Raw genomic sequence first — 19,276 nt, 5'->3', positions numbered from 1 at the left:
CCTATACTGCTTTCGAAACCAGACCTTGTGCGACGTCGCGCGCCCGCGCCTCCGCCGTTCGCTTCTCGGATGGACCCCAGCCACCGCCACCGGACGAGCGGATCTCCAGGCAATCGCCGGGGCGCAGCTCGATGCCGACCTCCTTGGTCTTCAGCACGCGCGGCGCGCGGCCTTCCGACAAGAGGCGATAGTGATGCGGCTCGCCGTCCTTGCCACCGAGCATGCCGCAGGGACCGTGCCGCGCGCCGTCGCCCGCGGTGTTGCCCTTGGCGGGCTTTGCCGTCTCCAGCACCATGTCGAGCGCCACGCCGAGCCCACCACGATGCTGGCCATCGCCGCCGGAATCCGGCCGGAACTCGTGCTGACGGAAATGCAGCGGAAATCGCACTTCGGCGACCTCGATGCTGCCGAATTTGAGCCCGCCGACCGAGTGCCACTCGCCGATCGAGGAATAGCCGTCGCCGCCCGGCGATGCGCCGCCGCCCGGCCGCGCCTGGAACATGTGCCAGATGAAATTGCGTCCGTTGCGCGGATCCTCGCCCTGGATCGCGATGCGGAAGCGGCGACCCCAGCCGCCCATCACCCGATCCGGACAGGACGCCGACATCGCCTTGATGATCGCTTCAACGATCTCGTTGGAGGGATGGCTGGTGCACAAGGTCACGGGGCGGCCAGGATCGGCCCACACGATGGTGCCCTGCTTCGCCACCACCTTGAGCGGCCGCAGCGCGCCGGTGTTCTTCGGGATGTCGGCGTCGATCAGATAGGCAAAGGCCATCGCCACCGCCGCCTGCATGTTGGCGTGCGAGGAATTCACAAAACTCGTCGACTGCGGATCGGAGCCGGTGAGATCGACCTCGATGTCACTGCCCTTCTTGGTCACCTTGGCCGCGATCTTGATGTCGGTGCGGCCGTGGCCGTCATCGTCGAGCAGGGCTTCGCCATAGAACACGCCATCCTTCCATGTGGACACCACGGCGCGGGTCTGCTGCTCGGTGGCATCAAGAATGGCCTCGATCGCGGCCTCGACCGTCTCGGCACCGAACTCGCTGAACAGTTTTGCGACGCGGCGCTCGCCGAGATGCGCGGCACCCAGCATCGCCGCAAGGTCGCCGCGGAATTCTCTGGGATTGCGGATGTTGAGCGCCAAAAGGTCGAGCAGGTCCTCACGCGGCTTGCCGGCCTCATACAGCTTGATCGGCGGAATCCGGATGCCTTCCTGATAGATCTCGGTGGCGGCCGGATTGTAGGCGCCATGGGTGGCGCCGCCGATGTCGCTCTGATGCGCGCGCACGATGGTCCAGAGCAATCGCTTGCCGCCGTCGAACACCGGCACGAAGGCGGTGAGATCGGGCAGATGGCTGCCGCCATGATAGGGATCGTTGAGCAGGATGACGTCGCCGGGCGCGACATCCTTGAAGCGTTCCTCGACCGCGAGCGTCGCCCAAGGTAAGGCACCGACATGGACCGGGATGTGATCGGCCTGCGCGATCAGCCGCCCGCTGGTGTCGCAGATCGCCAGCGAAAAATCGCGGCTGGAATTGAGGATCTGCGAATAGGAGGTGCGAAGCATGGCTTCGCCCATCTCCTTCACGATCGACGACAGGCGGTGCTGGACCACGGAGCGGGTGATTGGATCGATCTTGGCGGACATCTTGGCCTTGTTGGCGCGTGCGATTGCGCGGCGAGGATGGAGGAACCGGCCGAGTGGAACCGGAATTCCCTCTTATAGCCAGTGGCTTGCCGATCGCAAATCGGCCGGTTCGGCCGGAACGGACCATTCGGCCGATCAGCAAGTCGTGATCGACAATCTTTGACCCGGCGACGGAATAGAACTCACGCCACCGCGTCCCACCCATGCAAGCCAACTGGATCGCGGGGGCCCTCCGCGACAACCTTCAGGGTGAAACATGATGATCCTGCGATTCCTCAGACCCGGCTTCGGTGCCGCGGTGTTCGGCATGCGCGTTCTGTTCACCGTCGCAGTTTCCCCGGTGGTGCTCGCCCAAGAAGCCCATCAGCCGGCCCAGACCGCGCAGTCGGCCGAAGAGAGCGCCTTCCTCGCGGAGAACGATGCCGCGATGACCAAGATGATGAACGACATGGCTGCCAAGCCGAGCGGCGATATCGACCGCGACTTCGTCGCGATGATGACGCCGCACCACCAGGGCGCCATCGACATGGCCGTGATCGAGCTCCGCTACGGCAAGAACGAGCGGCTGCGCCGGATCGCACAGGAGATCATCGTCGAGCAACGCCAGGAGATCGACGCCATGAAGCTCGCACTCGGCGAACAGGTCACGGACACGACACCCGCCCCGACACAACAACCCGGCGCGAAACCCGGCCCGGCGGCGACCACGCACGATCACATGAACATGCACCACGATATGATGAAGCAGGAGACCAAGTGATGACCGGCCAGTTCATGAAGGGCCTGTTGGCCACCAGCATGATCGCGCTGTCGACATCGGCGTTTGCAGGACAGGCGCCGGGCACCGCGTCCTCGCCCGACATCCCGATCAGCCATCACGACCGCGTCTACGCTGCCGAGCAGTTCTCGAACACGGTGTCGGTCACCGATCCCGTCGACAACAAGCTGCTCGGCGTGATCAAGCTCGGCGACCCGCAGCCCGGCAATTTCAGCCCGCTCTACAAGGGACAGGTATTGGTCCACGGCATGGGCTATTCGCCCGACCACCACACCCTCGCCATCGTCTCGATCGGCTCGAATTCGGTGACCTTCATCGACACGGCAACCAATGCGGTCAAGCACGTCACCTATGTCGGGCGTTCGCCACACGAGGCGTTCTTCACGCCGGACGGCAAGGAAGTGTGGGTCACCGTGCGCGGCGAGAACTACATTTCGGTGATCGACGCGCAGAGCTTCAAGGAAACGATGCGGATCGAGGTGCCGGCAGGACCGGGCATGCAGATCTTCTCGCCCGACGGCAAGTACGGCTACATCTGCTCCTCATTCAATCCGGAAACCGACGTGGTCTCGGTCGCCGACCATCAGATCGTCGCCAAGGTGAAGCAGGAAAGCCCGTTCTGCCCCAACATCGCAGCGACGCCGGACGGCGAGCAGGTGTGGTTCACGCTGAAGGATGTCGGCAGGACGCAGGTCTTCAACGCCAAGCCGCCGTTCAACCTGATCAAGACGATCGACACCGGCCCGATTACCAACCACGTCAATTTCGCGAAGACGGCCAAAGGGACCTTCGCCTATGTGACGGTCGGCGGCACCAACGAGGTCAAGGTGTTTCGCACCGACGACTTCTCCGAGGTCGCGACCATTCCGGTCGGCAACCTCCCGCATGGCATCTGGCCGTCCGGCGACGGCACGCGGGTCTATGTCGGTCTGGAAAATGCCGATGCGCTGGCCGCGATCGACACCGCGACCAACAAGGTGATCGCCAACATCCCGATCGGTCAGGCACCGCAGGCGATCGCCTACGTGCCGAACGCCGTGCCGAATCCTGATGACCGTCAGAACCTGCAGGCGCTCGGCGTCGCCGGCCAGGCCGCCCACCTCGCGCTCGCGCCGAAGCACGAGGCCAAGGGCGACAAGCCGCCGACCAGCGTCTCGCTGTTCGATCAGGGCCTGATCCAGGTGGTGCAGGCATCGGTCACCGGGCTCGAACCCAAGCAGCGCTACGTGCTAGGATTGGCCGAACATGCCGATGGGACGGGATCGGTAGAGCCCCTGGCAGCCTTCATGACCAATCCCGCCGGCTCAGCGATCGTCAACGCCGCTGGTCCGATCCGCCAGATCGTGCAGAGCGCGGCCAAGGCCGAACGGCGCTATCTCGTCATCGCATCAGGCGAACCGGCGAAACTCGGTGCGGTCATCCAGGTGCAAACGCCATGAACGACATGCTGCGCCTCGTCGAACCGCTGATACCCGCCTTGCGGCGGTATGCGCGGGCCCTCGTCCGCGACCACGCAGCGGCCGACGATTTGGTGCAGGACTGCCTGGAACGCGCCGTCATTCATTGGGAGCAGCGGCGGTCGGACAATCCGCGGCCGTGGCTGTTCGCAATCCTTCACAATCTCGCCATCAACCAGTTTCGCCGCGCAACGACGCGCGGCGTCCATGTCGCGATCGACGAAACCAACGAGGATGCGTTCGGTCAGGAAGCCGCGCAGGAGCAGAAGGTGATGTATCGCGACGTCATGGCGAAGCTCGCAAAGCTTCCGCATGACCAGCGTGCGGTCCTCCTGATCGTCGGCGTCGAGGACTTGTCCTACGCTGACGCCGCGAAGGTGCTCGGCGTGCCCATTGGCACGGTGATGTCGCGCCTGGCGCGCGCCCGCGAGCGGCTCCATCAAGAGTTGGAGGGCACTGCCGGCCAACTGGATCATAATGTCGTGCAATTGCGGAACAAGACATGAGCAATCGACCCATTACCGAAGACGATCTGCATGCCTATGTGGATCGCGCGCTGGAGCCGGAGCGCGAGGCGGAGATCACCGCCTATCTGGAAAAGCATCCTGATATGGCCAAGCGCATCGCCGCCTACTCCGACGAGCGTAACCTGCTGCGATCGGCACTGCTGCCGATTGCCGAGGAACCGCTGCCGCCGCAGCTCAACCTCGCCAGGATGATCGAGCGCCCGCGCCGCCGCCCCTCGTCCTTCCGCTGGGCGATCGCAGCGATGCTGATGCTCTCGATCGGCGGCCTCGGCGGATGGGTAATCCGTAGCGCGACGCTGGCACCTGCCGGCGGGATTGCGGCGCTGGCCGAGGAAGCAAGCGATTCCTACAAGGTGTACGCCTCCGATCGCACCCGGCCGGTCGAGCTGCGCGACAGCACCGAGCTTGTGCAATGGGTCTCGAACCGGCTGCGTCAGCCGGTCAAGCTGCCGGATCTGACCAAGTCGGGATATCGCTTGATGGGCGGACGGGTGGTGCCGACGGCGCACGGTCCGGCGGCCATGTTCATGTACGACGATGATCACGGCGAGCGGCTTGTGGTCCTCACCCGTCCGATGACGTCGGATCAGAACGCGCCGATGGCCGCGCATTCGGGCGGCGACATCGCAGGTTTCTCCTGGGCCGACGGCGGCACGGGCTATAGCCTCGTCGGGCCGCGCGGGGTCGATTCCTTGCGGCCGCTTGCCAACGAAATCCGCAAGCAGGCGCAGGCGATCTAGGCCGCGGAAGGCCGCGTATAGGTCAGGAACAGCACGATCCCGATCACCAGGGCGCCGGCGACGAACAGCAGCACCGCGGGCAGCCCGAACAGCGCCGCAACGCCGGCGGTGCTGAATTGCAGCAGCGCCGCGCCGAGGAAGAAAGCGAGATTGACCGACGACAGCGCCTTGCCGGTGTTCTGGGCGTCGACGAGCTGCCGCGTCATGCCGTAGATCAGCGGCTGCGCCGAGGTCGCAAACCCGATCAGGATCAGCAGCACGAGATCATACCGCACCGGCATCACGGCGACGCCGAGCAGGTTCGAGACCGCCAAATGCGGCGCGCCGGCGGCCATCAGCACCAGCAGCAGCGCGGCGACGGCATGGGTCGACGCCACCATGGTGCGGCGATGCCCGAACTTGCGATCGATCGCGCCGATACAGGCCGGGCCAATGATCATCGCCAGCGTGAACAGGCCGAGCACATTGCCGGCCTCGATGCGGCTCAGGCCCTTCACATCCATCAGCCACGGCCCACCCCACAGGCCGCGCAGCACCAGCGAGGCACCGAGCGACACCAGCGACAGCGCGATCAGTCCGCGCAGGCCGCGCGACAGGCCGAGCCGCAGCACCTCGGCCATCTGCTGCAAGGGTGAGGAATCATCCGCATGCGCCGCCGGCTGCCGTGGCACCAGCGCGAATACCGCGATCAGCACCACAATGCCGAAGCCGGCCGAGCCCCAGAAGCCGGCGCGCCAGCCGAACTGATCGACCACGAAGGCCAGCGGGCTTGCCGACAGCAGCATGCCGATATTGCCGATCGAGAGGATCAGGCCGGACCACAGTCCGAACTTCGCCGCCGACATCTGCTTGGCGGCCAGCGTCATCGGGCACATCAGCATGCCCGAGGTGGCGATGCCGAGCATCAGTTGCCCGAGCACGAAGCTCGCGGGACCCGTGGCGAGCGCCGAGACCAGCGTCCCGACCACGGTACCTCCGAGAAGGCTCAGCGACACCGGCCGCACGCCGAAACGGTCCATCGCGGCGCCGACCGGGATCTGCGAGGCGGCAAAGGAGAAGTGATAGATCGAGGTGAGGCTCGCCAGCGCCTGCGGCGAGGTGCCGAAATCTCGCGCCATCAGATCGAGGCTGATCGCCGGGATCGTGCGCAGCAGCGTCGACAGCATGTGACCAGAGCCCAATGCCAGAAGCGCAAGAACCAGGGCGCGGAACCCGATCCCCGCTGCTTCCTTCGTCACCACGCCGTCCATGAATCGCCCTTCCCCAAGCAGTTGGGGGACGGGCGTAACATTATTGGGCTGATGGTGCCAAGTTTGGGGGCAACGCCCGCGATGCTGTCATCGCCGGGCTTGTCCCGGCGATCCACGTCTTTCTTCACGCGAAGCCGAAGACGTGGATGCGCGGGACATCCGCGCGAAGACGCGCTTCGCGCTTCAGCCCGGGCATGACGAATTTATGGGAAGCGCGCCCCTTACTGCTTATGGAACACCAGCGTGCGGAGCTCGATGCTCTCGCGCGGCGCCGCATCCGCAGGCGTGGTCGGATCGACGAAGGCGGTGTGCGGTCCGAACCGCGTCCGGCCGTCTGTCGCCGAGTCGTAGCATTTCAGCAGGATCGCCTCGTCCGGCGTCATCTCGGGAATGTAGAACCAGCGATGGTTCGGATTGTACTTCACCGAATAGGTCTCGCCGCTGCGGTTCGGGTAGATCAGGTCGGATGCGATCAGATCCTCCGGGGCAACCGTGGTGCCGTCGGCCATCGCAAGCGGTGAATCGCGCAAGGGGCCGCGGATCGGACGCCACAGATTGATCACCTGGACGCGGCCCTTGACGAGTTGCTCGGCCTCGTCGGGCAAGTGCTCGAACACCCTGTTGTGGCCGGAAACGGCGGTCTGGTCGACATGGACGCGGGTGGCGGGCTGGCGCGGGCCGCCGCCGCGGATATCAGCCGCACCCTCGACACGCTTGCGCACGGTGTGATCGAAGATGAAGACGCGATCCGCCTTCAGCGTCGCCTTGAGGAAGGCTTCGACGGCCGGGTAGTAAACGTTGCGGACTTCGTTGTCGTCGTAATAGTCCTTCACGAAGGTCGGATGCTTGACCAGCGCAAAGCCCTCGCGGTCGAGCGAGAAGCTGTCGGCGATCAGACGCCCGTCAAAGATCGGGACATTGTGAGCTTCGGGCAGTGCAGTGGATTTGGGTTCGCCGGGCGGCGGATCGAAAGCGTAAGTTCGGGGCTTGCCCGGCGTCGGCGCGAGATAATTCAGTTCAGCGGTCACAAACGGCAGCGACTCGATGCGAGTTTCTTGAAGGCCCACGGTGATCTCCCGGACTCGATTGTTCCTCCGTTTGATCTTGGCAGCGCCGGTGGGTGCGGCAAGGCCGCGGCGAAAATAGCAACGTTGCGGTTTTGGAATGCGCGAAGAGGGGAAAATCCTTGCCGCGCAGCGGCCTGCGGACGAATGGATGTTTTCGAGATCACGGGTTCGTTAGCGGTGCAATCGTGCGACGTTGAACCGCTTCCGCGCAGATGGTCCACATCTCCCGCTTGCAGCGGTCGCCTCTTCAGAATGCGTAAGCCCTCACGCCCGTCGTCCTGGCGAAAGCCAGGACCCATTACCACCGAATTTGATGGTGAGCGGGATCGCGGCCTCAGCGTCCTACAAAAACTAGCATCCGGGGTAATGGGTCCTGGCTTTCGCCAGGACGACGCTGAATGTTTGGCGTCGCTTGCAAATTGCCTACAGCCCGGCGCCCTTCTCCACCGCCGCTGCAAACGAGCGATCGACGATGTCGGCGGCGTTGATCTTCTGCCGGATCAGGCCCCAGCGGTCGTAGAGATCGATGGTCTTCTGCTCGTCGGCCACCACGCTGTCGTCGATCGGCGCGATGCGGATCTTGGCCCGCGTCAGCCAGTTCAGCGGCACCGCGGGCGGGATGTTCATCAGCCTGCCCCAGGTCGCAGCGTAGCCTTCGACATTGCTCTGCGACCATGCGCGCGCCGCCGCGAGGCGCCGCACGAAATCCTCGAGCTCGGCGCGCTTGTCCTTGATCGCATCCGGCGTCGCGACCTGGAAGCCGAGGCCGGGCGTGATGCCGTCGGCCGTGATGACGCGGCGCGACTTGAACAGCACTTCTTCCTGGCTGACATAGGGCTCCCAGGTCGACCAGGCATCGACCGAGCCTTGCGTGTAGGCAACCTTGGCATCCGACGGCGCCAGGAACACGATCTGCACGTCGCTCGCCTGCCAGCCCTTCGATTCCAGCGCGGCCAGGATCAGCTGATGGCCGATCGAGCCCCGGCCGGTTGCGATCTTCTTGCCGCGCAGATCGTCGAAGCTCTTGATCGGAGAATTCTCCGGCACCACGACCGCAAGCCCGTCGCGCGACTGCCGCACGGCCGCGATCGCCTTCACCGGAATTTTGGCGGCCGCCGCGAACGTGAACGGCGCGTCGCCGACGAGACCAGTGTCGATCGCACCGGCCCCGAGCGCCTCCAGAAGCGGCGCCGCGGCGGCGAACTCCTTCCACTCGATCTTGTAGGGAACGTCCTTGAGCACGCCGGCCGCTTCCATCACGGCCTGCGAATTGCCCTTCTGGTCGCCGACGCGCAGCGTGGTCTGCGCGACGGCCGCGTCGATGGCGGCGAGCGCAAGCGCCGCCGCGACAATGAGACGGATCATTCGGCGGCAATCCCCCGCTGCTGGTCGCGCGCTTCGATCAGCTTGCGGGTCAGCGGGATCAGCTCGCGGCCGTAGTCGATGGCATCGACCAGCGGATCGAAGCCGCGGATCAGGAAGTGGCTGACGCCGAGATCGTAGTAGTCGGCGAACACTTCGGCGACCTGCTCGGGCGTACCGACCAGCGCGGTGGTGTTGCTGTTGGCGCCGGTGAGCTTTGCGATCTCGGTCCACAGCCGCTTGTCGATCCGCGTGCCCTGATCGGCGAGCGCCAGGAGCCGCTTGGCGCCATCGGTCGCGTGATTGGGCCGGCGGTAGCCGGTCTGGTCCTGCAGCGCGGTGGCGCGCGCGAGGATATGCTCCGCCTTCGCCCACGCCTTCTCCTCGGTGTCGGCCAGGATCGGCCGTACCGACAGGCTGAAGCGCGGCGTTGGGCGGCCGTGCTTGGCAGCCGCTGCGCGCACCCGCGCGGTGACGTCGCGCACCTGGGCGTAGGATTCACCCCACAGCGCGAAGGTGTCCGCATGCTTGCCCGCGACCTCGACCGCGGCGTCCGAGCCGCCGCCGACGAAGGTGTAGATGCCGCCCTTCTGCAACGGCTTCACCTGCGAGAAGCCGTTCTCGACGCTGTAATACTTGCCGCTGTAGTTGAACGGCTTCTCGCTGGTCCATTCCAGCCGCACCACGTCGAGGAATTCGCTGGTGCGGGCGTAGCGCTCGTCCTTGTCGTCGAGCGTGTTGCCGTCCTGGCGCAGCTCGATGGCGTTGCCGCCGGTGATGACGTGCAGCGAGACGCGGCCGCCATAGAACTGATCCAGCGTCGCAAGCTGGCGCGCCAGGAGCGTCGGCGCGGTGAAGCCCGGGCGCTGCGCGATCATCACCTTGAGCTGCTTGGTGATGGTCAGGACGTGCTGCGCGACCTGCAGCGCGTCCGGCGTGGTCGAGTGGAACGCCAGCAGCGCGCGATCGAAGCCGGCCAGCTCATGGGCCTTGGCGACGGTCTCGATATAGGGCGGATCGAGCACCGGGCCTGACCGGACAATGGTCTCGGAGGCATTGTTGTTGGTGATGAAGCCGATGAACTCGACCGGCATAACTGACAACTCCGTTGTTGTTGGCTGTTGTTTTCAGACGCCCAGCACGGAGCGTCCGGCGGAGACACGGGTGGCATCGTCTTGCGGGGTATGGACGCGGCCGCACAGCACGTCACGGTAATGCCGCTCCAGGGGATTGGTTCGCGACAGGCCGTGATTGCTGGTCAGCGACAAGGCATCCTCCACCACTGCTGCGGCGTTATTGGTCACCGTCAGCTTGATGATGTTAGACTCGATCGCGGACAGCGGGAAGCCGTTATCGAAATCGGCGGCGAAGCTGTCGATCAGGCGGGCATTGACGGCAAGCCGGGCCTCGATGCCGCCGACGACCTCCTGCATGCGCGGCAGCGTCGCCAGCGGCGCGCCGAGATTGGCGGGTACCCGTTCCTTCAGGAATTTGACCAGCCAGTCGCGCGCCGCGCGGGCGATGCCGTCATAGATCGCGGCGACGAAGATCGCATGCACGGTCGCCTGGGTGACGTCAGGAACCTTCCAGTCGTCTGGCCTGCGAACGTCGATCTCAGAATCCAGCGGAAACACGACGTCGTCGAAGATCACGGTGTGGCTGCCGCTGGCGCGCAGGCCGAGATGATCCCAGGTTTCCTCGATCCGCGTTCCCGGCAATCCGGCTGGAACCAGAAACAAACCGACGCGGGTCTCCGGCTCGTCGGTCTTCGCCCAGACCGAATACCATTTCAGGATCGGCGCGCCGGTCGAATAGATTTTGCGGCCGGTCAGCCGCCAGCCGGTTTGGGTGCGGCGCGCCGTGGTCGCCGGCAGGCCGCCGCGCGCGGGCGAGCCGAGCTCGGGCTCGACGCGCAACGCGTTGATCAGCGCCACGCCCTCGACCGTTTCCTTGGCGAGCTTGCGCGCCAGACGGCCGGGCCAGCGCGTGCTGCGCGCCATCACCAGATGCTGGATGTAATGCATCGACAGCACCAGCGCGGTCGATGGATCGGCCTTGCCGATGATGCCGAGCACGCGCGTGGCATCGCGCGCGCCCGCCCCGGCCCCGCCGAGCGCCACGGGCACGGTCAGCGCCAGCAGGCCTTCGCGCGACAGGTCAGCAAAATTCTCGAAGGGAAAGCTGGCGTCGCGATCATGTACGGGGGCGCGCGCGGCAAACACCTCGGCAAGCCGCAACGCGCGCGCGATGTGCTCGGGCTGGTTCGCCGGCGGCAGCTCCCTCGCGGCGGTCGTCACCACGTCGCCTCCAGTCCGAGCAGCCCGAGGATCTGCCTGCGCAGATCGGCCAGATAGGGATCGCCGCGATGCCGCGGGTATGGCCGGGCGACGGCGATATCAGCCTTGATCCGCGCCGGCCGATCGGAGAGCACGATGACGCGGTTGGCGAGCACCAGCGCCTCCTCGACGTCATGCGTGACCAGCAGCGTGGTGAAGCCCTTGCGCTGCCACAACGCCACGAGCTCGGCCTGCATCGCGATCCGCGTCAGCGAATCGAGCTTGCCGAGCGGCTCGTCGAGCACCAGGATCTTCGGATCATTGACCAGCGCGCGCGCCAGCGCCACGCGCTGCGCCATGCCGCCGGAGAGCTGGTGCGGATAGGCATTGCGGAACGAGGACAGGCCGACCAGCTCGATCACGGCGTCGACCCGGTGCCGCTGCGCCTTCAGGATACCCTGCGCTTCCAGCCCGAGCGCCACATTGTCCCACACCGAGCGCCACGGAAACAGCGTCGGGTCCTGGAACACCACGACACGCGACGGATGCGGGCCGCTGATGCGGACTTCATCCTCGCGCAGCGCGCCGCCGCGCGGCTTCTCGAGCCCCGCAACCAGTCGCAGCAAGGTCGACTTGCCGCAGCCGGACGGGCCGAGCAGCGCGACGAATTCGCCGGGCGCGATCGACAGGTTCACATTGTCGAGCACCGGCAGCACGGCGCCGTCGATATCGAAGGCATGGCTGACGCCTTCGATGTCCAGCTCAGCGCCTACCGCGGGATAGGTGATCGCTTCAGCGGCGGACTGCACTACCATTTGACGACACCCTTCTGCCAGACCAGCAGGCGGTCACGGGTCCTGAACAACAGCGTGATCGCGCCGGAGCAGAGCAGCGACATCACGATCAGCGCCGCATACATGTTGGCATAGGCCGCCCAGCCCTGCGCCCATTGCAGGTACCAGCCGAGCCCGGCCTTGACGCCGATCATTTCGGCGACCACGAGCACCGCAAAGGACGAACCGAGCCCCATGAACAGGCCGACGAACACGTGCGGCAGCGCGGCCGGGATTGCGACCTTCAGCACCAGGAACGACGGCTTGGCGCCGAGCGTGCGCGCGACATCGTAATAGGCGCTGCTGACGCTCGCCACACCCGACCAGGTCAAGACGGTCACCGGGAAGCCGGTGGCGAGCGCGATCAGGAAGGTCGAGGCGCTCCAGCTGGACGGGAAGGTGAAGAACGCGATCGGCAGCCAGGCGGTCGCCGGCAGCGGGCCGATGAAGCGCAGCACCGGGTGCACCCAATAGCCGATCTTTTGCGACCAGCCGATCGAGACGCCCGTGATGAAGCCGACCGTTGCGCCGATGATGTAGCCGCCGAGCTGCAGCTTGATCGAGGCGAACACGCTGTCGAGCAGTTTTGGCAGATCGTCGGTATAGACCTCGAGGATCGACTGCGGCGGCGGAAAGAACGGCAGTGGCAGCCAGGCGAATTTCGCGGTGGCGACCTCCCACAACGTGACGAAGGCGCCGAAGGCCACCAGCCATGGCGCGCGCTTGCGCAACGCCTGCCCGGCACTGCCGAGATAATCCGCGCTGAATGTACCAAACAGGATAAAGGCTGCGATGACGATCGCGCCGATGCCGAGCGATTCCGTCCGCGACCAGTCGCCGACATCGGGCCAATAGAGGCATGACAGCCCGAACGCGAGCCAGGCGAGGGTTGCCGCGAGGCCAACGCCGTAGCTGCCGGAGAGGTTCGAGAACGTGACCGCGGCGCGCGGGGCGGCGGCGGCCGTCGTGTCAGACACTGAATACGTCGACATAGATCCGCTCCGCGAATTTGGCCGTGTCGGTGCTCTGCTTGAACACCTGCACCGATTTCAGGTCGTCGGCATAGCCCTTGAGCTCGCGCTTGAGCACTTCGCCGGTGGGATGATGATGATGGGTGTGGTAGCGCGCCATCGCCTCGAGATCGGCGAGGCTCGCCGCCTTCGGCGCATAGGGCTGAAACGATTTTGCCGCCTTGTCCGGGTTCTGCGAGGTGAACATCGCGGCATCGAGCAGCGCCTGGGTGATGGCACGCGCGACGTGCGGCTCTTCCCGCACCAAACTGCCGCGCAGGCCGACGATGCAGCAGCTCTTGTCGCGGTACTCGCCGTCGAGGTTGGAAGCGACCTCCTTGTACTGCGCATCCTTCAGCCAGAGATAGGCCAGCGGGTCGGACGACAGGAAGGCCTGCACCTCGCCCTTCTCGACCGCGACGTTCAGGAGATTGCCGGGATAGGCGCGCCAGTCGACATCCCTCACCGGGTCGATGCCGAGCTTGGAGAGCTGGATCGAGAAGAAGTTCTTGTCGGGACCGGCGAGATCGCCGACCGCGACGATCTTGCCCTTGAGGTCGGCGAGCTTGCCGACGCCGGAATTGGTGCGGGTCAGGACGCGCATGCAGCCGCCATGGGTGCCGGCGGCAATCTTGACGTCGAACCCCTGTTCCAGCGGCTTCAACCAGCGCAGCGCCATGCCGAGCCCGGCGTCGCTCTTGCCGGTGGCAATTGCCTCCAGCAGTTGGTCGGTCGAGCCGGAATAGTTGACGAGCTCGACGTCGAGATTCTGCTTCTGGAAGAATCCATGGTCGATCGCGACCGGGAGCGGCGCGAGGCAAACCGCGCCGGCGTTCCAGGACAGCTTCAGCTTGCGCGGCGCTCCCGTCAGCGGCGGCGCATCGGAGGCGGTCTTGCAGATCGGGAATTCGGAGAAGTCGATCGCCGATGCGACCGGGCGCGGCGCGAACGCTTGCGCGCTATAGGCGCCGATCGGCGCGGCAAGAGCTGCAGCGGCGCCTGCACGCAGTAAGGTGCGGCGATCCATCACCGTCTTCTTGTTCGTCGACATCATCACTCCTGCATTTCGGCAAGGCTCCGCCCCGCGCACAAGACGTGTCCGTCTGCGCGCCCCGTCGTTCGAAGCTCATCGTTTAGAAAAAAGCGGATTTCTCCGGCGCTATTGCCCTCAAAGCAACGCGCAAATGATGCGGCGCGACAAGTTCACCGTCAATGAAATGGAATTTCGAATGTAGTCGGCGCGGCAGCTGAACTCTCCACGATCGCAGCGCGCGACGATGAAAGGATTTTCGCTGCTGTCGCGGCGCAGACGCTCGACGGAGCGGCATCGATTGCGCCAAATTTGAGCGAAACATCGCCGCTTGCGCGATGTCTTCTACGCATGACGGTCCGGCGAGATCATCCTTGCTGCGCGCGGGCTGATTTCAGTTTTCCGTTTCGTTGACGACGAACGGCTTGCTCATAGACTTGATCAAACGCCGCCGCGCTTTCCGACGAGCAGCGAATGAATCAGAAAGAAAATGCATATGCGCAAACTGACCCGCCCGGGTTCTCCCCATACATTCACGCGCCGCACCGCGGCCGCGCTGATCACGGCCGTCATCACGCTGTCGACATCGGCCGCAGCCTTCGCGGCTGATGCGATCGTGCTGCGGGTCGGCGACCAGAAGGGCGGCAACCGCTCGCTGCTGGAGATCTCCGGCCTCGCCAAGGACCTGCCCTACAAGATCGAATGGTCGGAATTTCCGGCCGCAGCCCCGATCCTGGAGGCGATCAATGCCGGCGCGCTCGATGTCGGCTACACCGGCGACCTGTCCTTCCTCACGGTCTATGCCTCCGGCGCGCCGATCAAGGCGATCGGCGGCACGCGCTCCGATGCACGGACCCAGGCGATCCTGGTGCGCGGGGATTCGCCGATCAAGACGGCGGCCGATCTGAAGGGCAAGCGCCTCGCCGGCACGCGGGGCGGCTGGGGCCAGTTCCTGATCAATGCGACGCTGGAGAAGGCCGGCAGCAGGATCGAGGAGGCGACCTTCGCCCCGCTCGGCCCGGTCGACGCCAAGATCGCGCTGCTCGCCGGTTCGATCGACGCCTGGGCGGTGTGGGAGCCGTACATCTCCTATGCCAAGCTGAAGGACAATGCGCGCGTCGTCGCCGATGGCGAGGGCCTGACGCCGACCATCACCTTCATCGTCGCCTCCGACAACGCGATCGCGGCCAAGCGCGCGGCGGTGCAGGATCTGGTGCAGCGGCTCAACAAGGCGCGGTTGTGGTCGCTCGACCATCTTGCCGAATACGCGAAGAGCACGGCCGAGCTCACAAAACTGCCGGAAGACGTGCTGCTCGCCGCCTACACTGCACAGAAGACGAGCCCGATCGCGATCAACGAGGCCGTGGTGAAGGAAGTGCAGGCCGCATCCGACCGCGCCACGCGCTACGGCATCCTCGGCAAGACGCTGGATGTCGGCAAGGCCGTCGACCGCAGTTTTACGGCAAGCGCAAGCTTGAACTAGGACGTGCCTGATCCAGTGCGCTCTATCCTCACCTCCCCTTGAAAAGGAGAGGTCGGTTTGCGGAGCAAACCGGGTGGGGATCCTGCCTCCACAGACGCCGGCGTCCGTGGAGAGCAACCCCCACCCCGCCCTCCCCCTTTCAGGGGGAGGGAGACAGACGGCCGTGCCCACCTGACGAAGCATCAAGCCGCGCACCACAATGGAGGCATCCGATGTCCGGCCCGCTCCATCTCGCGATAATCGTCACAGCACACCTGCTCTGCATGACCTTGTTGGTCGCGCTGTCGGTTTGATAGCGTTCTCTCAGGGCCAGCCCCAGGGAGAACAACAATGAACCTATCAATGAAGGACCGTGTCGCGGTAGTCACCGGCGGCAGCAAGGGCATCGGGATCGCGGTGGCGCGGCGGTTTGCGGAATCCGGCGCCAAGGTCGCGATCCTCGCGCGGGGCGCGGCCGACCTCGCGGCGGCGCGCGAGGCACTCGCCAGGGACGGCCTTGTGGTGCGCGATTATGTCTGCGACGTCGCGAAGGCCGCCGACATCTCGAGCGCGTACGACCAGATCGTCGCGGATCTCGGCAAGATCGACGTGCTGGTCAACAACGCCGGAACCGCGCGCACGCTGGCCTTCGAGAACATCAGCGACGAGGCCTGGCAGGAGGACCTCGACCTGAAACTGTTCGCCGCGATCCGCTTCAGCCGGCTGGTGTGGCCGGGCATGAAGCAGCGCAAATGGGGTCGCATCATCAACGTGCTCAACACCTTTGCGAAGGCGCCGGCCGGCAATTCCGCGCCCACCTCGGTGTCGCGCGCCGCCGGCATGGCGCTGACCAAGGTGATGGCCAATGAAGGCGGCGAGCACAACGTCCTGGTGAATGCGCTGCTGGTCGGCCTGATCATGAGCGATCAATGGGTCAAGCGGCACGCGGCCCAGGCGCCGAACACGGATTTCGGGGAATTCGCCAAGGGCCTTGCCAAGGGCACGCCGCTCGGCCGCATCGGGACGGCGGAGGAGTTCGCCAACCTCGCCTGCTTCCTGGCCTCGGAGCAAGGCTCCTACATCACCGGCACCGCCATCAATGTCGATGGTGGCCGGTCGCCGGTGGTCTAGAGCCCCGGTCCTGGTTCAACCAGAAACCGGAGCTCGAGACTTTGCTTTGGCGCGTTTTCTTCACGCGAACCGGTGTCCACTTCGCTCGAAAACGCTCAAGCGGGCAACCAACGGCAGGAAGCGACGGCTCAAAAGCAAAAGGCCTCCGTCACCGGAGGCCTTTCATCTTAAACCGCGTCCTTGGCGGCCTTGACCGGCCGTGCGCGGACGATCTTCCGGGCCGGCTTGGCCTTGAACATCATCTCTTCACCGGTGAAGGGGTTGGTGCCCTTGCGCGCCTTGGTCGCCGGCTTCTTGACCACAACGAACTTGGCGAAGCCGGGGACGAGGAACACCCCGGCCTTCTTCAGCTCCTTGTGGCCGACATCGACGAGCGAGTCCAAAACGTTCTTGACGTCGCGCTTGGAGAGTTCGGTGGTGGTCGCGATCTTCTCGATCACTTGCGACTTCGACAGTTGGGTAGCCATGGTTGCTCCATTGATTCTGGAGTGGGCACGATATGGCGGAAAACGCCGAGAAAAACAGTGTTTTCTGCACTCACCACAGCAATATCGCTGTGGACAGCCCCCGAATCAGGGTTTTTTCCAGTGTTTTTTCCAGTCAAGTCGCTTCCGACCCCTAAAATTACAGCGTTTGCGCGGCTTCGGGGCTCCCGAAGCGGGCCAGAAAGAGAATCACTCGACGCATCGCGCGCGGCCTGTGTGCGACAATGTTGCGTGCAATTCGGGTTGCGGCGCACTGCGGCGGGCCACTTCAGGTTTCGGAAACGATCCTCCAAAAGGCCGAGGCATTAGAAAATGACTCGGGTTCGACTCGGGTTCCCATTCCATCGTAACATCGCAAAGGGGCGCCACGGCCGATCGGCTGGCCACCCCGATGCAAGCCTTTATGTATGTTCCGGAGACCCCGCGTATGGATTTGTCCCGCCTTGAGATCAACCGCCGCACGGCCCTTCTGACCTCGGCCGCGATTGCGGCCAACGTCATCAATCCGATGCGGGCATTCGCGCAGGAAACCCCGCGCAAGGGCGGCGTGTTCAACGTCCATTACGGCGCCGAGCAGCGCCAGCTCAACCCCAGCATCCAGGCCTCGACCGGCGTCTACATCATCGGCGGCAAGATCCAGGAGAATCTGGTCGACCTCGACGCCAACGGCCAGCCGGTCGGCGTGCTCGCCGAGAGCTGGGAGGCGACGCCGGACGGCAAGACCGTTACCTTCAAGCTGCGCAAGGGCGTCACCTGGCACGACGGCAAGCCGTTCACGTCGGAGGACGTCGCCTTCACCGCGATGAACATGTGGAAGAAGATCCTCAACTACGGATCGACGCTGCAGCTGTTCCTCACATCGGTCGATACGCCCGATCCGCAGACCGCGATCTTCCGCTACGAGCGGCCGATGCCGCTGAACCTGCTGCTCCGGGCCCTGCCCGACCTCGGCTACGTCTCCGCCAAGCATCTCTATGAGAGCGGCGACATCAGGCAGAACCCGACCAATCTGGCGCCGGTCGGCACCGGCCCGTTCAAATTCGTCAAATATGAGCGCGGGCAATACATCATCGCCGACCGCAATCCGGATTACTGGCGGCCGAACGCGCCCTATCTCGACCGCATCGTCTGGAAGGTGATCACCGACCGCGCCGCCGCGGCCGCCCAGATGGAGGCCGGCGAATTGCACTACAGCCCGTTCTCGGGGCTGACGATCTCGGACATGGCGCGGCTCGGCAAGGACAAGCGCTTCATCGTCCAGACCAAGGGCAATGAAGGCAACGCCCGCACCAACACCATCGAGTTCAACTTCCGCCGCAAGGAATTGTCCGACATCCGCGTCCGCCGCGCCATCGCGCATGCGATCAACGTGCCGTTCTTCATCGAGAACTTCTTGGGCGATTTCGCCAAGCTCGGCACCGGCCCGATTCCCTCGACCTCGACCGACTTCTTTCCCGGACCGAACACGCCGCAATATCCATATGACAAGGCCAAGGCGATCGCGCTGCTCGACGAGGCCGGCCTCAAGGCCTCAGGCGGCAACCGCTTCTCCCTCAAGCTGCTGCCGGCGCCGTGGGGTGAGGACATCTCGCTGTGGTCGACCTTCATCCAGCAGTCGCTGGGAGAAGTCGGCATTCAGGTCGATATCGTGCGCAACGACGGCGGCGGCTTCCTCAAGCAGGTCTATGACGACCACGCCTTCGATCTTGCGACCGGCTGGCACCAGTACCGCAACGACCCTGCGGTCTCGACCACGGTGTGGTACCGCTCCGGCCAGCCCAAGGGCGCGCCGTGGACCAACCAGTGGGGCTGGGAGGACAAGACCGTCGACAAGACCATCGACGATGCCGCGACCGAAGTCGATCCGGTCAAGCGCAAGGCGCTCTATGCCGATTTCGTCAAGGAGGTGAACACCGAACTGCCGGTCTGGATGCCGATCGAGCAGATCTTCGTCACCGTGATCACCGCAAAGGCGCGCAACCACTCCAACACGCCGCGATGGGGCTCGGCGAGCTGGCACGATCTGTGGCTAAGCGCATGAGGCGGCAAGCCTTGCTTCTCCCTCGCCCCGCTCTTGCGGGGAGAGGGCTGGGGTGAGGGGCTCTCTCCGCGATATTGCTCCATCGATAGACCTGTACCCCCTCACCCGGATCGCATCTTCGATGCGATCCGACCTCTCCCCGCAAGCGGGGCGAGGTGACGAGGGGGCCGGCT

17 protein-coding genes are annotated in these 19,276 nt (G+C 64.9%); 7 read left to right on the top strand and 10 right to left on the bottom strand.

What is annotated here, in order from left to right:
* Position 1: 1 nt before the first annotated feature.
* On the bottom strand, positions 2-1,654 hold the full coding sequence (locus AAFG13_RS39215) for a hydantoinase B/oxoprolinase family protein (protein ID WP_342710300.1): 1,653 nt from the start codon (positions 1,652-1,654) through the stop codon (positions 2-4).
* 259 nt (positions 1,655-1,913) lie between these two features.
* Between AAFG13_RS39215 and AAFG13_RS39210 the strand changes: the two genes are divergently transcribed.
* From AAFG13_RS39210 to AAFG13_RS39195, 4 genes are read left to right on the top strand one after another with little or no spacing between them, the layout of a single operon-like run.
* A complete protein-coding gene (locus AAFG13_RS39210; protein WP_342710299.1) occupies positions 1,914-2,414 on the top strand; it encodes a DUF305 domain-containing protein in 501 nt (166 codons plus the stop codon).
* A complete protein-coding gene (locus AAFG13_RS39205) occupies positions 2,414-3,871 on the top strand; it encodes a YncE family protein (protein ID WP_342710298.1) in 1,458 nt (485 codons plus the stop codon). Before AAFG13_RS39210 ends, AAFG13_RS39205 begins: the two co-directional genes overlap by 1 nt.
* Positions 3,868-4,395 carry a sigma-70 family RNA polymerase sigma factor gene (locus AAFG13_RS39200; RefSeq protein WP_342710297.1) on the top strand — a complete coding sequence of 176 codons (528 nt, stop codon included), beginning with the start codon at positions 3,868-3,870 and terminating at the stop codon, positions 4,393-4,395. Before AAFG13_RS39205 ends, AAFG13_RS39200 begins: the two co-directional genes overlap by 4 nt.
* Entirely contained in the window at positions 4,392-5,156 is a 765-nt protein-coding gene (locus AAFG13_RS39195; RefSeq protein WP_342710296.1) for an anti-sigma factor, read from the top strand. The genes AAFG13_RS39200 and AAFG13_RS39195 overlap by 4 nt, the downstream gene beginning before the upstream one ends.
* On the opposite strand, the gene AAFG13_RS39190 is transcribed toward AAFG13_RS39195, so the two are convergent.
* The 8 genes from AAFG13_RS39190 to AAFG13_RS39155 form a co-directional block, all read right to left on the bottom strand.
* On the bottom strand, positions 5,153-6,406 hold the full coding sequence (locus AAFG13_RS39190; protein ID WP_342710295.1) for an MFS transporter: 1,254 nt from the start codon (positions 6,404-6,406) through the stop codon (positions 5,153-5,155). The two genes, AAFG13_RS39195 and AAFG13_RS39190, sit on opposite strands and share 4 nt — an antisense overlap.
* A gap of 221 nt (positions 6,407-6,627) precedes the next feature.
* Positions 6,628-7,473 carry a CmcJ/NvfI family oxidoreductase gene (locus AAFG13_RS39185; RefSeq protein ID WP_212311366.1) on the bottom strand — a complete coding sequence of 282 codons (846 nt, stop codon included), beginning with the start codon at positions 7,471-7,473 and terminating at the stop codon, positions 6,628-6,630.
* 423 nt (positions 7,474-7,896) lie between these two features.
* A complete protein-coding gene (locus AAFG13_RS39180) occupies positions 7,897-8,838 on the bottom strand; it encodes an ABC transporter substrate-binding protein (protein ID WP_342710294.1) in 942 nt (313 codons plus the stop codon).
* Positions 8,835-9,929 (bottom strand): LLM class flavin-dependent oxidoreductase, encoded by a 1,095-nt coding sequence (locus AAFG13_RS39175; RefSeq protein ID WP_342710293.1) that lies wholly within the window; start codon positions 9,927-9,929, stop codon positions 8,835-8,837. The genes AAFG13_RS39180 and AAFG13_RS39175 overlap by 4 nt, the downstream gene beginning before the upstream one ends.
* A 33-nt stretch (positions 9,930-9,962) precedes the next feature.
* The gene (locus AAFG13_RS39170; RefSeq protein ID WP_342710292.1) at positions 9,963-11,135 is read right to left on the bottom strand and encodes an acyl-CoA dehydrogenase family protein; all 1,173 of its coding nucleotides are present in this window, start codon (positions 11,133-11,135) and stop codon (positions 9,963-9,965) included.
* Entirely contained in the window at positions 11,129-11,926 is a 798-nt protein-coding gene (locus AAFG13_RS39165; RefSeq protein ID WP_342710291.1) for an ABC transporter ATP-binding protein, read from the bottom strand. The genes AAFG13_RS39170 and AAFG13_RS39165 overlap by 7 nt, the downstream gene beginning before the upstream one ends.
* Entirely contained in the window at positions 11,920-12,936 is a 1,017-nt protein-coding gene (locus AAFG13_RS39160) for an ABC transporter permease subunit (protein WP_342710290.1), read from the bottom strand. The genes AAFG13_RS39165 and AAFG13_RS39160 overlap by 7 nt, the downstream gene beginning before the upstream one ends.
* Complete coding sequence (locus tag AAFG13_RS39155) at positions 12,914-14,008, bottom strand: ABC transporter substrate-binding protein (RefSeq protein ID WP_342710288.1); 1,095 nt, start codon at positions 14,006-14,008, stop codon at positions 12,914-12,916. The genes AAFG13_RS39160 and AAFG13_RS39155 overlap by 23 nt, the downstream gene beginning before the upstream one ends.
* 472 nt (positions 14,009-14,480) lie before the next feature.
* On the opposite strand from AAFG13_RS39155, the gene AAFG13_RS39150 reads away from it, so the two are divergent.
* Together AAFG13_RS39150 and AAFG13_RS39145 are read left to right on the top strand one after the other, a co-directional pair.
* Positions 14,481-15,467, top strand: coding sequence for an ABC transporter substrate-binding protein (locus AAFG13_RS39150; RefSeq protein WP_212311373.1), 987 nt, complete (start codon positions 14,481-14,483; stop codon positions 15,465-15,467).
* Positions 15,468-15,797: 330 nt separating this feature from the next.
* Complete coding sequence (locus tag AAFG13_RS39145) at positions 15,798-16,577, top strand: SDR family oxidoreductase (RefSeq protein ID WP_342710287.1); 780 nt, start codon at positions 15,798-15,800, stop codon at positions 16,575-16,577.
* Between the two features lie 167 nt (positions 16,578-16,744).
* On the opposite strand, the gene AAFG13_RS39140 is transcribed toward AAFG13_RS39145, so the two are convergent.
* Positions 16,745-17,044: an HU family DNA-binding protein gene (locus tag AAFG13_RS39140; RefSeq protein WP_021077434.1), complete on the bottom strand. Its 300-nt coding sequence runs from the start codon at positions 17,042-17,044 to the stop codon at positions 16,745-16,747.
* Positions 17,045-17,489: 445 nt separating this feature from the next.
* Here AAFG13_RS39140 and AAFG13_RS39135 point away from each other — a divergent pair, with 445 nt between their 5' ends.
* Positions 17,490-19,103, top strand: a complete 1,614-nt coding sequence (locus tag AAFG13_RS39135) for an ABC transporter substrate-binding protein (protein WP_342710284.1) — start codon at positions 17,490-17,492, stop codon at positions 19,101-19,103.
* Positions 19,104-19,276: the final 173 nt, after the last annotated feature.

The sequence above is a fragment of the Bradyrhizobium sp. B124 genome (assembly GCF_038967635.1).
In the GTDB taxonomy this organism is placed as follows: domain Bacteria; phylum Pseudomonadota; class Alphaproteobacteria; order Rhizobiales; family Xanthobacteraceae; genus Bradyrhizobium.
The sequence above is the reverse complement of the archived record's forward strand: the minus strand, read 5'-3'. Positions and strand labels throughout refer to the sequence as shown.

What these genes read in the sequence shown, in the direction of transcription:
- AAFG13_RS39215 (WP_342710300.1), bottom strand. Translation starts at nt 1,654, where the DNA reads ATGTCCGCCAAGATCGATCCAATCACCCGCTCCGTGGTCCAGCACCGC.
- AAFG13_RS39200 (WP_342710297.1), top strand. Translation starts at nt 3,868, where the DNA reads ATGAACGACATGCTGCGCCTCGTCGAACCGCTGATACCCGCCTTGCGG.
- AAFG13_RS39210 (WP_342710299.1), top strand. Translation starts at nt 1,914, where the DNA reads ATGATCCTGCGATTCCTCAGACCCGGCTTCGGTGCCGCGGTGTTCGGC.
- AAFG13_RS39180 (WP_342710294.1), bottom strand. Translation starts at nt 8,838, where the DNA reads ATGATCCGTCTCATTGTCGCGGCGGCGCTTGCGCTCGCCGCCATCGAC.
- AAFG13_RS39160 (WP_342710290.1), bottom strand. Translation starts at nt 12,936, where the DNA reads ATGTCGACGTATTCAGTGTCTGACACGACGGCCGCCGCCGCCCCGCGC.
- AAFG13_RS39190 (WP_342710295.1), bottom strand. Translation starts at nt 6,406, where the DNA reads ATGGACGGCGTGGTGACGAAGGAAGCAGCGGGGATCGGGTTCCGCGCC.
- AAFG13_RS39155 (WP_342710288.1), bottom strand. Translation starts at nt 14,008, where the DNA reads ATGATGTCGACGAACAAGAAGACGGTGATGGATCGCCGCACCTTACTG.
- AAFG13_RS39145 (WP_342710287.1), top strand. Translation starts at nt 15,798, where the DNA reads ATGAACCTATCAATGAAGGACCGTGTCGCGGTAGTCACCGGCGGCAGC.
- AAFG13_RS39195 (WP_342710296.1), top strand. Translation starts at nt 4,392, where the DNA reads ATGAGCAATCGACCCATTACCGAAGACGATCTGCATGCCTATGTGGAT.
- AAFG13_RS39175 (WP_342710293.1), bottom strand. Translation starts at nt 9,929, where the DNA reads ATGCCGGTCGAGTTCATCGGCTTCATCACCAACAACAATGCCTCCGAG.
- AAFG13_RS39165 (WP_342710291.1), bottom strand. Translation starts at nt 11,926, where the DNA reads ATGGTAGTGCAGTCCGCCGCTGAAGCGATCACCTATCCCGCGGTAGGC.
- AAFG13_RS39205 (WP_342710298.1), top strand. Translation starts at nt 2,414, where the DNA reads ATGACCGGCCAGTTCATGAAGGGCCTGTTGGCCACCAGCATGATCGCG.
- AAFG13_RS39150 (WP_212311373.1), top strand. Translation starts at nt 14,481, where the DNA reads ATGCGCAAACTGACCCGCCCGGGTTCTCCCCATACATTCACGCGCCGC.
- AAFG13_RS39140 (WP_021077434.1), bottom strand. Translation starts at nt 17,044, where the DNA reads ATGGCTACCCAACTGTCGAAGTCGCAAGTGATCGAGAAGATCGCGACC.
- AAFG13_RS39135 (WP_342710284.1), top strand. Translation starts at nt 17,490, where the DNA reads ATGGATTTGTCCCGCCTTGAGATCAACCGCCGCACGGCCCTTCTGACC.